This is a genomic window from Streptococcus sp. GMD4S (assembly GCF_000296955.1).
On the sequence record NZ_AJRE01000235.1, the window covers coordinates 1 to 1,326 of the forward strand.

The window sequence follows — 1,326 nt, forward strand, 5'->3', positions numbered from 1 at the left end:
AAAATGGTTTTAAGATTGGAAATGCAGAGGTAGAGAGTCCCAAGTCTATCCAGACTGCGACAGCTCAAATTTCACAAATCATCGCCAATGTTGCTTCTAGCCAGTACGGGGGTTGCTCAGCTGACCGTATCGATGAAGTCTTGGCTCCGTATGCGGAGAAGAATTACCAAAAACACCTCAAAGATGCGGAAGAGTGGGTCTTGCCTGACAAACGGGAAGATTATGCTTGGAAGAAAACCCAAAAAGACATCTACGATGCCATGCAATCTCTCGAGTATGAAATCAACACTCTCTTCACTTCAAATGGCCAAACACCTTTTACTTCGCTCGGTTTTGGTCTGGGAACCAATCGTTTTGAGCGTGAAATTCAAAAAGCTATTTTAACCATTCGTATCAAGGGTCTTGGATCAGAACATCGTACAGCCATCTTCCCTAAACTCATCTTTACGTTGAAAAGAGGCCTTAACTTGGAAGAAGGGACTCCGAACTATGACATCAAACAGTTGGCCCTCGAGTGTGCAACCAAGCGGATGTACCCTGATGTCTTGTCCTATGATAAGATTATCGAGCTGACAGGTTCTTTCAAGGTTCCTATGGGCTGTCGCTCCTTCCTCCAAGGCTGGAAAGATGAAAATGGTGTTGAGGTCAATTCAGGTCGGATGAATCTAGGTGTTGTGACGGTCAATCTGCCTCGTATCGCCCTCGAGTCTGAAGGGGATCTGAATAAGTTTTGGGAAATCTTCAATGAGCGGATGAATATCGCAGAAGATGCTCTGGTTTACCGTGTTGAACGGACCAAGGAAGCAACACCAGCGAATGCCCCTATCCTTTATCAGTACGGAGCCTTCGGTCGCCGTCTCGGAAAAGAAGAAAGTGTTGACCAACTCTTTAAGAATCGCCGTGCGACAGTTTCGCTGGGCTACATCGGTTTGTACGAAGTGGCTACAGTCTTCTTTGGAAATAGCTGGGAAAGCAATCCTGAAGCCAAGGAATTCACACTGGATATTATTCGTGATATGAAACGTCGTGTGGAAGAGTGGTCTGACCAATATGGTTACCATTTCTCTATCTACTCCACACCGTCTGAAAGTCTGACAGACCGCTTCTGTCGCTTGGATACAGAGAAGTTCGGCTCTATTCCTGACATCACGGACAAGGAATACTACACCAACTCTTTCCACTACGATGTTCGTAAAAATCCAACACCGTTTGAAAAATTAGACTTTGAGAAAGTTTACCCAGAAGCAGGTGCGTCAGGTGGTTTCATCCATTATTGTGAGTATCCAGTTCTTCAACAAAATCCTAAAGCCTTGGAAGCTGTTTGGG

1 protein-coding gene is annotated in these 1,326 nt (G+C 45.2%); it reads left to right on the forward strand.

Annotated features, from left to right (window positions below; all coding sequences use genetic code 11):
- The coding region (gene nrdD, locus GMD4S_RS08975; protein WP_000292924.1) for an anaerobic ribonucleoside-triphosphate reductase at nucleotides 1–1,326 on the forward strand (1,326 nt) is incomplete at both ends.